The sequence below is a fragment of the Sphaerisporangium perillae genome, from assembly GCF_023276435.1.
Lineage (GTDB): Bacteria > Actinomycetota > Actinomycetes > Streptosporangiales > Streptosporangiaceae > Sphaerisporangium > Sphaerisporangium perillae.
In genome coordinates this window covers 22,968-36,192 of sequence record NZ_JALLPO010000014.1, presented here as the reverse complement: position 1 = coordinate 36,192, position 13,225 = coordinate 22,968, and the positions used below count along the sequence as shown (strand labels likewise).

11 protein-coding genes are annotated in these 13,225 nt (G+C 69.9%); 2 read left to right on the top strand and 9 right to left on the bottom strand.

All coding sequences use genetic code 11. The features are described from left to right. Window positions 1–12 precede the first annotated feature (12 nt). Together MYF83_RS15470 and eccCa are read right to left on the bottom strand one after the other, a co-directional pair. Window positions 13–750: a C40 family peptidase gene (locus tag MYF83_RS15470; protein WP_248961041.1), complete on the bottom strand. Its 738-nt coding sequence runs from the start codon at window positions 748–750 to the stop codon at window positions 13–15. Between the two features lie 142 nt (window positions 751–892). Further along, window positions 893–4,873: a type VII secretion protein EccCa gene (gene eccCa, locus MYF83_RS15465; protein ID WP_248961040.1), complete on the bottom strand. Its 3,981-nt coding sequence runs from the start codon at window positions 4,871–4,873 to the stop codon at window positions 893–895. A gap of 230 nt (window positions 4,874–5,103) precedes the next feature. Here eccCa and eccD point away from each other — a divergent pair, with 230 nt between their 5' ends. Continuing rightward, the gene (eccD, locus tag MYF83_RS15460; RefSeq protein ID WP_248961039.1) at window positions 5,104–6,609 is read left to right on the top strand and encodes a type VII secretion integral membrane protein EccD; all 1,506 of its coding nucleotides are present in this window, start codon (window positions 5,104–5,106) and stop codon (window positions 6,607–6,609) included. A gap of 7 nt (window positions 6,610–6,616) precedes the next feature. Here the strand turns inward: eccD and MYF83_RS15455 are convergent, their stop codons facing one another. The 5 genes from MYF83_RS15455 to MYF83_RS15435 all read right to left on the bottom strand — a co-directional run bounded on the left by MYF83_RS15455 (window position 6,617) and on the right by MYF83_RS15435 (window position 10,105). After that, window positions 6,617–7,561: a WXG100-like domain-containing protein gene (locus MYF83_RS15455; protein WP_248961038.1), complete on the bottom strand. Its 945-nt coding sequence runs from the start codon at window positions 7,559–7,561 to the stop codon at window positions 6,617–6,619. Then, complete coding sequence (locus tag MYF83_RS15450; protein ID WP_248961037.1) at window positions 7,558–8,160, bottom strand: hypothetical protein; 603 nt, start codon at window positions 8,158–8,160, stop codon at window positions 7,558–7,560. The genes MYF83_RS15455 and MYF83_RS15450 overlap by 4 nt, the downstream gene beginning before the upstream one ends. Before the next feature lie 299 nt (window positions 8,161–8,459). After that, window positions 8,460–8,858, bottom strand: a complete 399-nt coding sequence (locus MYF83_RS15445) for a YbaB/EbfC family nucleoid-associated protein (RefSeq protein WP_248961036.1) — start codon at window positions 8,856–8,858, stop codon at window positions 8,460–8,462. Window positions 8,859–8,883: 25 nt separating this feature from the next. Next, on the bottom strand, window positions 8,884–9,675 hold the full coding sequence (locus tag MYF83_RS15440; RefSeq protein ID WP_248961035.1) for a hypothetical protein: 792 nt from the start codon (window positions 9,673–9,675) through the stop codon (window positions 8,884–8,886). A 79-nt stretch (window positions 9,676–9,754) separates the two neighbouring features. Further along, complete coding sequence (locus MYF83_RS15435) at window positions 9,755–10,105, bottom strand: hypothetical protein (protein WP_248961034.1); 351 nt, start codon at window positions 10,103–10,105, stop codon at window positions 9,755–9,757. A gap of 211 nt (window positions 10,106–10,316) precedes the next feature. On the opposite strand from MYF83_RS15435, the gene MYF83_RS15430 reads away from it, so the two are divergent. After that, window positions 10,317–10,760: a YbaB/EbfC family nucleoid-associated protein gene (locus MYF83_RS15430; protein WP_248961033.1), complete on the top strand. Its 444-nt coding sequence runs from the start codon at window positions 10,317–10,319 to the stop codon at window positions 10,758–10,760. A 77-nt stretch (window positions 10,761–10,837) separates the two neighbouring features. Here the strand turns inward: MYF83_RS15430 and MYF83_RS15425 are convergent, their stop codons facing one another. Together MYF83_RS15425 and MYF83_RS15420 are read right to left on the bottom strand one after the other, a co-directional pair. Next, window positions 10,838–11,638: a hypothetical protein gene (locus tag MYF83_RS15425; protein WP_248961032.1), complete on the bottom strand. Its 801-nt coding sequence runs from the start codon at window positions 11,636–11,638 to the stop codon at window positions 10,838–10,840. Next, entirely contained in the window at window positions 11,635–13,095 is a 1,461-nt protein-coding gene (locus MYF83_RS15420; RefSeq protein WP_248961031.1) for a hypothetical protein, read from the bottom strand. The genes MYF83_RS15425 and MYF83_RS15420 overlap by 4 nt, the downstream gene beginning before the upstream one ends. Between the last annotated feature and the right edge of the window lie 130 nt (window positions 13,096–13,225).

Below are 13,225 nucleotides of genomic sequence, written 5' to 3'. Positions count from 1 at the left end.
TCCTCCGGCGGCTCACGAGAAGCGCCGGAAGGTGATGGGCGACTTGCCTCCGGCGACGTCCTGGACCTTGACCACGTCGCCCGTGTGCGGCGCGTTGATCATCTTTCCGTCGCCGATGTAGATGCCGCAGTGGCTCGGCGGGTCGCCGAAGAACACGATGTCACCCGGCTGCGGCGGGCCCGTGATCAGATGCCCGCTCGCCTGGTAGCCCGCGGCGGTGGCGTCGCCGATCTCGATGCCGGCCTCGTTCAGGGCGACGTGGACCAGGCCGCTGCAGTCGAAGGCGTTCGGCCCGTCCGCGCCCCAGACGTAGGGGGCGCCGAGGTGGCTCCTGGCGGCGGCCACGATGTCGGCGCCGGTGCCGTGGCCCGTCACGGTGAACGGGATGGCCTGCCCGCCGCCGCCCGAACCCGACCATCCGCCGTCGCCCCCGGCCGTCGAGGTCGGCACGGAGGGGACGCTCTCGGTGGTGGCGTGCTCGGCCTTCTTGACGTTGCGCTCGACGAGGTCCAGGGCGCGCTCCACCCCGTCGAGGCGGCTCTTCACCGTGCCGACCTCGTCGGCGACGTGCTCCTCCACCGTGCCGATCTCGGTGGCCAGCTCCCCCGCGCCGGCCAGCGTGCCGAACATCTTGGAGCTCGCGCCGTCCTTGGCGGGGAAGTCGTCGCCGAGGGACGCGAGCCGTCCCGCCTGCTTGTTCACCGCTTCGCGGAGCTTGGCGAGCGCGTCGGTGTTCAAATCCAGAGTCACCGGGGCCGGCTCCCTCCGCCGTCGGCCAGGTCCATTCGTGCGGCCTCGTTCAGGCGCCCGTCCCACCGTCCGCCCAGAACCACCAGAAAGCGATCATATCGGGCTGGCCTGATCACGGGCTCGGAACAGGCGAGGAAAATGCTCAGCCCTCCGGGGTCGCCGGCTCGGACGGGGGGAGGAACGCGGTCTGGATGAGGCGGGAGCCGAACCGCCGGTCGACGTAGTACGCCCGGCCCGGCGGCAGCGGGTGCGGCCGCACGCCGAACAGCATGCCCTCGTCCCGATCGCCCGACAGGATGACGGCCGGGCTGGCCATGTCCTTCAGCCGCTGCATGACCGGGTCGAACATCGCGCGTCCCGCCCCGCCCATCGCGCGGGACAGCACCAGGTGCACGCCGATGTCCCGGGCCTGCGGCAGCAGGTCCAGCAGCGCGGCCAGGGGGTTGTTGCCGGTCGCCACCAGGTCGTAGTCGTCGACGATGAAATACAGGTCGGCGCCCTTCCACCAGTTGCGCGCCCGCAGTTGGTCGGGGGTGAGATCGGCCGGCGGGAGCCGCTTGACCAGCGCCTCCCTGGCCTCGGCGACCATCTCGGCCGCCGCGGTGCTGGAGGCCGCGTACCCGATGCGGTGCTCGGTGTAGGCGGCGTCCAGCAGCGAGCGGCGGTAGTCGATGACGATGAGCCGCGCCTCGGAGGGGGCGTGCCGCGCGACGATCCCCTCGGCGACCAGCCGCAGCAGGTTGGACTTGCCGCTCTCGGTGTCGCCGATGACCGTGAGGTGCGGGTCGCTGTCGAACTCCGCCCAGACCGGCGACAGCGTGGCCTCGTCGATGCCGATGGGAATGCGCGACCCGGACTCCTCCACGGCGGGCAGGGCGTCCACCGGCAGCACGGCCGGCAGCAGCCGCACCCGCGGGGCCGGCTGGCCGTGCCATGCCTCCCTGACGCTGTCGACCAGGGCCCGGACGCCCACCGTGAGGTCATCGGCGGTCCGGACGCCGTCGATGCGGGGCAGGGCGCTGAGGAAGTGCAGTCCCTCGCGGGTCAGGCCACGGCCGGGCACGCCCTCCGGCACGCCCATCGCCGTCTTGCGGTTGACCTCCGACTCGTAGGCGTCACCCAGGCGCAGCTCCAGCCGGGAGCCGAACAGGTCGCGGATGCCGGGCCGGAACTCCGACCACTTGTTGGTCGCGGCCACGATGTGGATGCCGTACCCCAACCCCCGGGCGGCCAGGTCGGTGATGGTGGGCTCCAGCGAGTCGAACTCCTGCCGCACCGTGAGCCAGCCGTCCACGACGAGGAAGACGTCCCCGTACCGGTTGCCGGTGATCTGGCCCTCGGCGATCTGGCGCCGGTAGGTCGCGATCGAGTCGATGCCGCGCTCGGCGAACTCGCGTTCCCGCTCCTGCAGCAGGGCGGTCACCTCGGCGACGGTGCGGCGCACCCGGTCGCTGTCGAGCCGGTTGGCCACGCCGCCCACGTGCGGCAGTCCCTCCAGCGAGGCCAGCGTGCCGCCGCCGAAGTCCAGGCAGTAGAACTGCACCTCACGCGGGGTGTGGGTGAGCGCGAGCCCGGCGATCAGCGTCCGCAGGATCGTGCTCTTGCCGCTCTGCGGCGACCCGACGACGGCCAGGTGGCCGGCCGCGCCGGAAAGGTCGACCCCGAGCGGGTCGCGCCGCTGCTCGAACGGACGGTCCACGATGCCGAGCACGGCGCGCAGCTTGCCGCGCCCGGCCCACCCGGCGGTGGTCAGGCCGTGCTCGGGCGTGATGCTCAGCGGCGGAAGCAGGTGGCTCAGCGTCAGCGGCTCGGCCAGCGGCGGCAGCCAGATGCGGTGCGCGGGCGGCCCGTACCCCTCGAACTGGCGCACCATGATGTCGAGCAGGCTGTCCCTGCCGACCACCGTGGGCTCCGGCCGGGGGTCGGGCTCCGGCGGAGGGGCGGGCAGCGGCACGTAGGCCGGGCTGTACAAGACGACCTGCCGCTGGTCGGTGGAGGCGCGACGTTCCTGGCGGGCCTCCACCGCGTACGGGCCTGAGACGTAGGCGGCCTTGAACCTGGTCATCCCGCTGGTGTCGAACTTCAGGTAACCGTTGCCCGGGGCCGAGGGCAGCTCGTAGGCGTCGGCGACGCCCAGCACGACCCGGCTCTCCATGGCCGAGAACGTCCGCAGGCCGATCCGGTACGACAGGTGGGTGTCCAGGCCGCGCAGCCGGCCCTCCTCCAGCCGCTGGGACGCGAGCAGCAGGTGCACTCCAAGAGACCGGCCCAGCCGGCCGATCATCACGAACAGGTCGATGAACTCGGGCTTGGCCGACAGCAGCTCGCTGAACTCGTCCAGCACGACGAACAGCGTCGGCAGCGGCCGCAGGTCGGCGCCCTGCTCCCTGGCCCGCTCGTAGTCGCGCAGCGAGGCGTAGTTGCCCGAGGCACGCAGCAGCTCCTGGCGCCGCACCATCTCGCCGTGCAGTGCGTCGTACATGCGGTCGACCAGCGGGAGCTCGTCCTCCAGGTTGGTGATCACCGCGGAGACGTGCGGCAGCGACTCCATGCCGAGGAACGTCGCGCCGCCCTTGAAGTCGACCAGGACGAAGTTGAGGATCTCCGAGGAGTGGGTGGCCGCGAGCCCGAGCACCAGGGTGCGCACCAGCTCGCTCTTGCCGGAGCCGGTCGCGCCGATGATCAGGCCGTGCGGCCCCATGCCGCCCTGGGCGGACTCCTTGATGTCCAGCTCGACCATGCGCCCGTCGGCGCCCAGGCCGATCGGCACGCGGAAGCGGTTACGCGGCGCGCGCGGACGCCACAGCCCCGGGACGTCCAGATGGCGGGCGTCGGGCACCCCGAGCAGGTCGGTGAGCGTCATGTTGGTGGACAGGACGTCCTGGCTGTCGCCGCTCTTGGCCGTGGAGGCGCGCAGCGGCGCGAGCTGGCGGGCCAGGCCGTCCGCCTGGAGGAAGGACAGCCGGTCGGGGCGGCCGAGCCCGGTGACGATCTCCTTGCCGGCGTGGTCGACCTGCACGCGGTTGAACCGGTCGGGGAGCACCTCCAGCCGGAGCGTGATCCCCTCCTCGGTGAACGCGGTCGAGCCGCTCAGGTCGATGACGGTGACGCCCTGGATGGCGTCCGCGCCGAGCTGGGAGTCGTGCGGGATGTGGCCGCCGTCCACGATCACCACGTGGTACGGCAGCGACTCCATCGAGGCGCCCTGCCTAAACCGGCCGCGGTCCTTGAGCTCGCCGCCCAGCAGCCGGTCGAGGTCGCGCAGGTCGTCGGTCATGAGCCGCACCGGACCCGCGGCGTCGAACTCCTCAGGATGCAGGGCGTGCGGCAGCCACTTGACCCATTCCCACTGCGCCATCCACTCCTTGCTGGCGCACACGGCCACCCGCATGTCGTCCGGGGAGTGGAACACCGAGAGCTGCCCGACCAGCGCCCGGACCAGGTCGCGGATGGCGGCCGGGTCGCCCGTGGGCAGGATGCGGGCGAAGGAGTGCAGCGCCATCGCGATCGGCAGGTCGTCCACGGTGGAGTGGGCCCGGATGAAGCGGCGCAGCGCCCCCGCCGACATGGCGTCGAGGTCCTCCACCGGCTTGGCGTCCGGCGGGATGAGCTGGACCGCGAGGCGCTGGGTGCCCGTTCCGACCCGCACCGTGGCGAAGTCACCGTCGCGGGGACGCCGTTCCCACAGGCGCGGCCCCATGGCGACCGCCCACAGCGAGTCGGGGTCGGGGCCGTTCCAGTTGAGGGCCTCGCGCTGCTGGCGGACCGCCCTGCGCACCTTCTGGCGCGTCTGGGACAGGTAGCGGAAGTAGTCGCGCCGCAGGCCGTTGAGCCGCATCTTGCGCTCGCCGGAGGCCCGGCCGAGCTGGCTCATGCTCATGCCCACCATGGACAGGGCGAACATGCCGCTCGCCACGTACATGATCGGGTTGCCGCCGCCGCCTCCGGTGAACATCAGGGCCATCGCGGCCCCGCCGGCCACCATCGGCAGGAAGGTCAGCACCTGCGTGAACCCCCCGGACATGGTCTCGGGGATCTCCGGTGGCGACTCCAGCAGGATCTCGCCGCGCGGCGGTGCCGGCGGCGGCCGGCGTTCGGGTCGCCGGACAACGACTATGCCCACGTCGCTCCATATTCGCGAGGACCTGTCCCCCGGAACCTCCCGCGGTCCACGGGGCTCCGCACCGGTGCGGTTCCAGAGATCTCCGCACCGACCCGCTAACCGTAGCGAACCTCGATCACTCAGCCGGCCGAGTCCCCAGAAACGCTGACCGCCCCAGAAACATGGACATGTCCACCCTCGTCCTTCATGTCATCCCGCTACGGTATTCGCGTGATCTCAATGGAGTCGCTGTGACGCTGAACCCGATGGCGGGACCCCCCATGCGCGGCCCGGGCGGCCCGGCCGGCCCTGGGGCGCCGGGAGCCGCGCTCGATGTCATGAACGGGACGCCCAAGGCGGCCGTCCTGCGCACGCCGGGATCCGCCATAGCGATGACCAGGGTCACGATCGTGACCCCGCGCAAGAGGATCGACCTGGCCATCCCCGCAGACCTGCCACTCGCGCACGTGCTGCCGAACGTGCTGGCCACCGCCGGCGAGGACGGCGACGAGAGCGTGCTGTCGACCACCGGCTGGGTGCTCCAGCGGGTCGGCGGGCGGGGCCTGGACCTGGACGCCAGCATGAACGCCCTCGGCATCCGCGACGGCGAGGTCCTCTACCTGCTGCCGCGCCCCTCCGAGCTGCCCGAGGCCGTCTTCGACGACGTGGCCGACACCATCGCCACCGGGATCAAGGAGAGGTCGGGCCGGTGGCAGGCCCGGCACACCCGGGCGACCGGCCTCGGCATCGCCGTGGCGTTCCTCATCGCCGGCGCGCTCGCGCTGACCGCGGCCGGACCGCCCTGGACGATCACCATGATCATGTCGGGCGTGCTCGCCTTCATGCTCATCGGGGCCGGCGCGGCGCTCTCCCGCGCCCTCGGCGACGCCGCCGCCGGCGCGGTCATCGGCTACACCTCCCTGCCGTACGCCTTCCTGGCCGGGCTGCTCGCCCCCGCCAAGGACGTGGGCATGCTGTCGTTCGGCGCCCCCAGCCTCCTCGCCGCCTTCGCCATGACGGCGCTGGCCGCGACCGTCGCCGGCTGGGCCGTCGCCGAGGGCCTGCCGAACTTCTTCGGCGTCATGCTCGCCTCGATGGCCGGCGCCGCCGGCGCGGCGATCGTCATGATCTGGCACCCGCCGCCCTCTGGCGTGGCGGCGCTGATGGCCGCGGTCGTCCTGGCCTGCACGCCGCTGATCCCGACGCTCTCCTTCCGCCTCGCCCGGCTGCCCCTGCCGTCGGCCCCGCGGAACGCCGAGGAGCTGCGCGCCGACAACCAGGAACTCGACGGGCCCGACGTGAAGAAGCGTGCCGTCGAGGCGGAGCGGTTCGCCACCGGCCTCGCCGCGGGCGTCGCCCTGGTCGCGCTGGTCGCCGAACTCCTCCTGCTCGGCGGCTCCGACTGGACGGGCAGAGGGATGCAGGTGGCGCTGGCGCTGGCCGTGCTGATCCGCGCCCGCGTCTTCCTCGGCGTCGGCCAGCGCGTATGGCTGCTCGGCACCGGTACGGCCGGACTCGTCGGCTTGCTGGTGGCGATGTCCCTGACGAGCCCGCTCGCCGCCCTCCTCGTCGTCCCCGGCCTCATCGCGCTAGCGGCCGTCGGCGCAGGCATGGGCCTGCTCCTGCCCCAGCGGCGTCCGACGCCCTTCTGGGGCAGGGCGGGGGACATCGTGGAGTTCATCCTCATCGTCGCCCTGTTCCCCTTGGCCCTCGGACTCCTGGACCTCTACTCCTGGATCCGCGGCCTGGCCGGGTAGCCGTCGTCTAGGGCTTGGGGGCCGGGGTGGTCGGGTAGCCGGGGTCCTTGCCGCGCTGGGACGTGCCGATCAGGAGCTTGGAGATGAGCTGGCTCGGCGTCGGCAGCACGTCCGTGCCCTGCTTCCCGTTCTCCAGGTTGTAGGCCACGGTGTAGGCGCTGGACCCGGCGTAGAAGGAGGCGAAGTCCCCCAAGTCGTTGTCGCGGAAGACCTTGCGCATGGGCCCGAGCTTGGTGAGGTCCCACACGCCGAAGAAGACCAGGCAGGCGGCGAAGTCCTTCAGCGTCGAGGAGGCGTTCTCCTCGAACGAGCCGAGGTCCTCGCCGAAGGCCACCTTGGTGCCGACCGCGATCGCCTCGTCCCCGAGGGCGAAGATGGCGCTGCCGACCGTGTAGCCGGCGAGCTTCTCCACGACGATCTTCATGATCGTGGTCTCGAGCAGCTTGAGCAGGAACTGCGCCTGCACCTTCTTGTAGAGCCGGTCGACCAGCCACTTGGTCAGCGCCGCGCCCTGCGCGCCGATCCACGGCCAGGAGGCTGCGAGCATGAGCTGCGCGTAGCTGGTCACGGCCATCACCCGCAGGGCCTGCCGCGCCTGCTCGACGGCCTCCGCGTACCCCTCGCAGGCCTCGGCCATCCTCCGGCAGTAGGCCGACATGGCCGGGGGGACGGCCGAGACGCCCTTCGGCGACGCGGCGGTCCCGTCGGCCCTCCAGAACTCACGGAAGGCCTCGGACCCCTGGCTCGGGTGATGCGTCCACACCGCCGTGGCGGCGGCGTCCGTCGTGACGGTGTTGGTGTCGATCTTCGTCGCGAGCGCCCGCCACACGGTCGCCGCGTCGCGCGCCCCCTCCGGGTCGCCCTCCGGCCACTCGGACAGGATCGTCCACGCCACGAAGCCGACGATGCCCGCCCCTCCGGCGGGATAGAGCATCGAGCGGCCGAGCCTCACTTCCCGGCCTCCAGCGACTCGGCGATCGACGCCCATTCGGTGAGCTGCAGGTTCTTCACCATCATGACCAGACGGTCGCCTATGCGGGTGTAGGCGGTGGCGAGCGCGTGGAGGTCGGTGTCCAACTCGGCGGCCCTGGTGCCGTACCCGGCCTTGCCGTCCTTGCCCTCGTAGAACGCGCGGCCCGCCTCGTCGTCACCCCAGAAGTCGCCGATGGCCATGAGCTGCTTCATCGCCGCACCGATCGCTCCGGCGATGTCCTCACCCTGCCCGTCGAAGAGCCTGCCGAGATCCCTGAGCCCCATGTGCGACACATCGACCACCGGCCCCCCGCCCTCCGCCGTGCCGGGCTTGGCGCTCGGGAACGGCGGAAGACCGGGACCACCCGTGGTCCCCGGCGGAAGCGACGCGCCGGGCACCGGGAACGGGTCGGCCGGGGCCCGCAGTTCGCCGGGTCGCGGGATCCTGAACGGGTCCGCCGGGTACGCCGGGTACGCCGGGCCGGGGTACTCATCGGGAACAGGGAACGTGAACACCGGGTCGGCCGCGGTCCCTGTAAGGTCTTGGCCGCCCGGATCTTCCGCGGATGGAAATGACATGAGCCCCCCGTGTCGCGAGGCGGCCGCCCACGGGAGCGCCGACGCTCACCCGTGACCCCCGCCGGTCCATCGGTCACGACCGAGTGGTACACATGTTCGAGCGGTACCACTCGGCATGATCGAGACTACACGGTTTCCCTACCAGAAAATGGGCAATCCCCTCGCGCCCTCACCTGAACCCATTACGGGCCGCCTCATGTGCGGAAATCGCGTCAGAGGGCGCCTGTCCACAAAGCCGCCGGGCTACGGGGAGTTCATGATCGACTCGATATCACCCGCAGGAGCGCCCGGTCGGGTTCTTATCCCTCGTGCGGCCAAGGGGCGCCCATGGCGTCGGTGACGTCCTTCAGCCACGCCTCGGTGCCGGCCGGGTCCAACGATGGCGCGTCGCCGCCCATGGCGTCGCGTAGCAACTCCTCGTTCTTGCGCTGGGCGTCCTGCTGGGCGGCGCGCACGGCCTCGGTCACGGCCTCCGCGATCGACCGGCTGTCCAGCCGCATGACCCGGGGGTCGAGCGTCACCTCCCCGATGCGGCCGCCTCCGTCAACGACCGCCCTCACCAGCCCACCGGCCGCCGTTCCCTCGCCCGTGACGTCCCGGAGATCACCGAACACGCCACTGAGGCGCCGGAGCGCCTCCTCGCTCTGCTCGGCGACTCGCTCGAGGTCCTCGAGCCGGAAGCCGTCCGGATCGAACACCGCCGCTCCTTTCGATCGGTCGAGTTCACGGCTGGTAGGGCTCTGGCTTGTTCTTCTTGGGCTCGACCCATTCGAAACCCTGGGAGGGGGGCAGGAGCGGTGGCCCTCCTGGGGCCGACGCCGGCGGCTCCTGGAACGACGGCGACCCCTGAGTGTCGATCATCGCCTTCCTGAAGTCGATCTTGGCATCGCCCGTGGGGGCCAGATTGAACATCTGGGCGAACGCCTTGCCGGCGAAATAGACCGACATGCCGCCGGCCACGGAGGCCACCACCTTCGCGAGCAGGCTCGTCGCCAACGCGATGGCACCGTTGGCCAGCAGCCCCAGCGCCTCCAGGCGCGCGTAGCCGGCGGGCGCGTACGGCGTCGCGAGCATCGCGGCGGCGATCGGCAGATTGACCGACAGGACCGCCACGACCCTGCCCAGGGACACCCAGTAGGCGCGGTAGGCGTCGCCAAGCTCGTCCACGATCCCCGCGATGGCCTTCACGTAGGCGCGCAGGCTCTCCATGGCCTCCTGGTAGCGCTCGACCGCGTCCACGTACGCGTCGTGGTCTTTGGCGATCCAGCCGTCCTTGCCCTTGTCACCCAGGTTGCGGATGTAGCTCTTGATCGCCGTGTCCAGGCGGGAGTGGATGGACTCCCAGTTGTTGTACGCGTTCGCCATGCCGGGGACGTTGGCGACGGCGGTGGCCGCGAGGGCGCTGCCCACCAGCAACGGCCGGGACAGCAAGGCGGCCTTGCGCAGGTCGTTCAGGACCGACAGCGCGCTGCCGCCGGCCGTCTTGAGAGACGGTCCGTATGGTCCGGACGGCATGATCTTCTAGGCTCCTGGTGTCACTGACGCGATCGGTGGCGGGGAAGGTCGCGGAGACATCGCCGCGAGCGAACCGGGACTAGACGTACACGGCCGTGGACTGATCTTCGGCCGTACGCCAGTTGCGCTGGGCCGTGTCGAGCTGGTGCGTCCAGGTCTCCAGGACGGAGATCGCCTCGGTGAACTTGTCCCGAACATCATCCTGGAGCCGGTGGTATCGCACTCCGATCACCACCTCGCCGACCACCCCCCACCCGGGGATCGACATCCAGCCGGGGAGCGAGTTCCCGAGGCCGCCCGGCAGGCCGAGGTCGGGGACGTCGGTGCTGTCCACCAGAGCACGCCACTCCTTGATGGCGGGGATCACATCTTCGTTGATCTCCTTGATGATGCTCTTGATGGCCTCTGAGGTGACGTACCTCTCCTGCACCTTGCGCCCTCCATGATCCGTTGTCGCCAGTGATGTCCTACCAGCACTTCCGACCCGAATGATGGCTCTGGGCTGTTTGTTCATCTTCCCCTGGAAGACCGGTCAGATCAGGGATGGTCGGCGTTCACGCTCGATGCCGCCGAGATCACGATGGTTGTAGGGTTCCTTCGGGGCCGGCTTTGCCACAAGGGCGACGGAAGGTGAAGGTCACGTGACCGAGTTCGGCGACTTCGGGAACATCGACATCGACAAGCTGCTGAGCGGAGCGCAGCAGCAGCTCGCCCAGGTCGAGGAGCTCCAGCGCCGCACGGCGGAACTGGTCGGCCGCGCCCAGGACAAGGACGGGCTCGTGACCGTCGAGTACACCGGGCAGGGGCTGCACGAGCTTCAGCTGAACCCGCGCGCCATGCGCCTGGCGTCGGTGGATCTGGCGGCCCTCATCAAGACCACGGTCCAGGAGGCGGTGGGCGACCTCGCACGCCAGACCAACGAGCTCATGGAAGAGATGTTCGGCGTGGAGGACAACCCCATGAAGCTCCTGAGCGACCCGGAGGCCGCCCTCGCCCAGGTGAAGCAGGCCGAGGCCGCCTACAACCACACGTTCGAGGAAGTGATGTCCGACCTCGACCAGATCCGCCGCCGCCTGCAGCCCTGATCGAGGACGCGGTGACGGCCCTTCGCCCGGCTGCCTTCTGATCGGGGGCTCTCCGGTCGGGCGCGCCGCCTAACAGGTCAAGTGGCGGCCGGCACCTGGCCGGTGCCGTAGGGGTCCGTACCGGTGCCGTAGGAATTCGTGCCGGTACCGTACGGATCCGTGCCGGTGCCGTAGGGATTCGCGCCGGTGGAGCCGTCCAGCGTGAGGTTGCTGCCCGGCGAGTTATTGGAGAGCGGGATGCGGACCTGCTTCACCGCGTCGCCCTGGGTCTTCATGGCCGCGATCTGGGCCTCGAGCTCGGACTGCTTGCCGGTCACGAGGGAGAACACCATCATGGCGCCGGCGGCGACCGCCCCGTACTTCATCACCATCCCCTTGACGCTCAGCTGGGTGCCGGTCGCGACGAGCTCCGATGACGCCTGCGTGGCCACGTTGACGCCAGGAATGCCGCGGGTGGCGAGCGTGTAGATCGTCAGAGCGGTGAGAACGACCCCGGCCGTCCCCGACAGCAACGCGCCATAGAAGGAGAGCTTGCCGAGCCCGTGCATGATCTTGGCGGCGTCGGCGTGCACGCCCGAGCCCTCATTGAGGTTGCTGAGCACGAGTTGCACCGAGCTTCTGAGGGCCTCGACGTCCGCCGCCGTCCAATCTTCCAGGGGCACGTCGTCCATGTGCTTCTTGAGTTGCGCGCCTATCTCGCCTATTCCCTGGGATGTCTCATCCCATTTGTCCCCTGCCCCGGTCAGGCTACTGGGTTTGGAACTGGCGCCCGCGATGGAGAGCCCGATCATACGGCCTCTCACTGGATTCACCACGCAATATGCGATAGCTCCGAGAAGCCCGGTGACATATCCGTACTCCCAGCCCTCGTAGCTCACTTCATCTCCTTCTTCAGCGCCTCGGCATGCGCGGCGATGTCCTGGTTGGTGAGCTCCCACCTCTTACCCGAGAGCACCAGATCGTCCTTCCAGACCTCCATCTGGCCACGTACCGCTTCGATATATCGCGCCGACCCCGCACACACCTCACCGTGCTTACCCGAAATGGGCATGCCGACCGGCCCGCAGTCCAGCCAGCCGATATGGTTGTTCTCGGGCTGCTTCTTGACCGTCTCCGCCCGGCCGCCGACATCTCGGTAAATATTGGTGCCGAGATTCTTGACGGCGTCGTGCTTCACTTTTCGCGTCTTGCTGGGGTCTTTGGTATTCGCCGCACCCGTATTCGTCGAACCACCGTTGTTTCCCGTGTTCGGTATGCCGGGAATCGTGGGAGAGCCGGTCCCGGAGCTCGGAATGTTCGGTATCTGAGAACCCCCGCCCCCCGCTCCTCCGCTCGGCACCTGAGGCAGCGAGACGCCGCTGGGGTCACCCGATGGATTGGTCACGGAAGGATCGGTGACGCTAGGAATGCTCGGCACTGGAATGTTGGGGTCCGTCGCATTCGGGTCCGTCACATTCGGGTCCGTCACATTCGGATCCGTCGCGATCGGGTCTGTCACGATCGGATCCGTGACATTCGGGTCCGTCACATTCGGGTCCGTGACGATCGGATCGGTCACATTCGGGTCCGTCACATTCGGATCCGTGACGATCGGATCGGTCACATTCGGATCCGTGACGATCGGGTCCGTCACATTCGGGTCCGTCACGATCGGATCCATGACATTCGGGTCCGACACCGTCGGATCCGTCACGATCGGATCCACGCCGTACGGACCGCCACTCGGGTCGTTGCCGAACGGGCCACCGCTCAGGTCGCTCCCGTTGGGGATCGTCGTGTCGGGCACGCTGTACACCGGGTCCGTGCCGACGGGATCTCCCGTGGAGGTCGGGTCCCCCGAACCGAAGGGCTGACCAGGCCCGGTGAGGTTCTGATAGACCTGCCCGTCCGGCCCGGCGAACGGCCCGCCGAATTCGGTCGTCGGACCACCCGGGTCGCCGATCTGCCCGTGCGGCCCGAGGACGAAGGTGTCCGGCCCGGCCCCTTGCGGGTCCACCGAGTCCACCGAATCGGGGCCGGCGGTCGGGCGCATCACGTGCACGCCGAAGCCGTCCAGGCCGGCGCCGTCCACGTGCGGCATCGCCCCGAGTGGACCGTCCACCTGCGGCACCGACACCATGGGGCCATCCCCTTGGAAGCCCGTGGGACCGCCGTCGTACGGACCCGACGTGCTCACCACGTCGCCATTGGTCCCTGAGGAACCGTCGCCCGAAACCGTGTACGGCCCTCCGGCGACCGACGCGCCCGCCGCCGAGCCGAACGCGCCATCCCCGGCCGCCGCCGAGTCCGAACCTCCGGCGTTCAGCAGGGCCTCGAAACCTCGTTGCTCGCTCACTCCCGCCCCCGTCTCCCAGCGGCCAGGTCTTGATCAGCCTGTGAAACGGCAGACTAACCCAGCAGCCGCTGAACCGTACAGAAAGCCGTCAACCCTCACCTTTCAGCTTGACCAGCCCTCAAGGCAGGTC